Source organism: Paraburkholderia sp. SIMBA_053 (assembly GCF_046534895.1).
Taxonomy (GTDB): domain Bacteria; phylum Pseudomonadota; class Gammaproteobacteria; order Burkholderiales; family Burkholderiaceae; genus Paraburkholderia; species Paraburkholderia caledonica.
Genome location: NZ_JAWRXU010001103.1, coordinates 1 through 256, shown reverse-complemented (window position 1 = coordinate 256; position 256 = coordinate 1). Strand labels below are relative to the sequence as shown.

1 pseudogene is annotated in these 256 nt (G+C 48.0%); it reads right to left on the bottom strand.

Annotated elements, in window-relative coordinates:
* Window positions 1-256, bottom strand: a pseudogene (locus SB753_RS39050) (threonine--tRNA ligase); the annotation flags it as partial.

The following is a 256-nucleotide window of genomic DNA, read 5'->3' as shown; positions in this document are numbered from 1 at the left end:
AGGTATACCAAGTTCAAACTCACCCTCCTGGTATCCTCGCTTGCGGTATTCGCTCTTGATGTAGTCCAGTAAAGTGTTGTAGATCCTCATTCCCATAGGCAACATAAAAGCACTTCCAGGACTCAAGTCGTTGAAGAACCAAAGCTCTTGGGCTTTACCAATCTTTCGGTGATCGCGCCTCTCAGCCTCTTCGAGGAACTTCTTGTACTCGGTGAGTTGCTTGGAGTCAGGGAAGGAGATACCGTAGATACGTTGG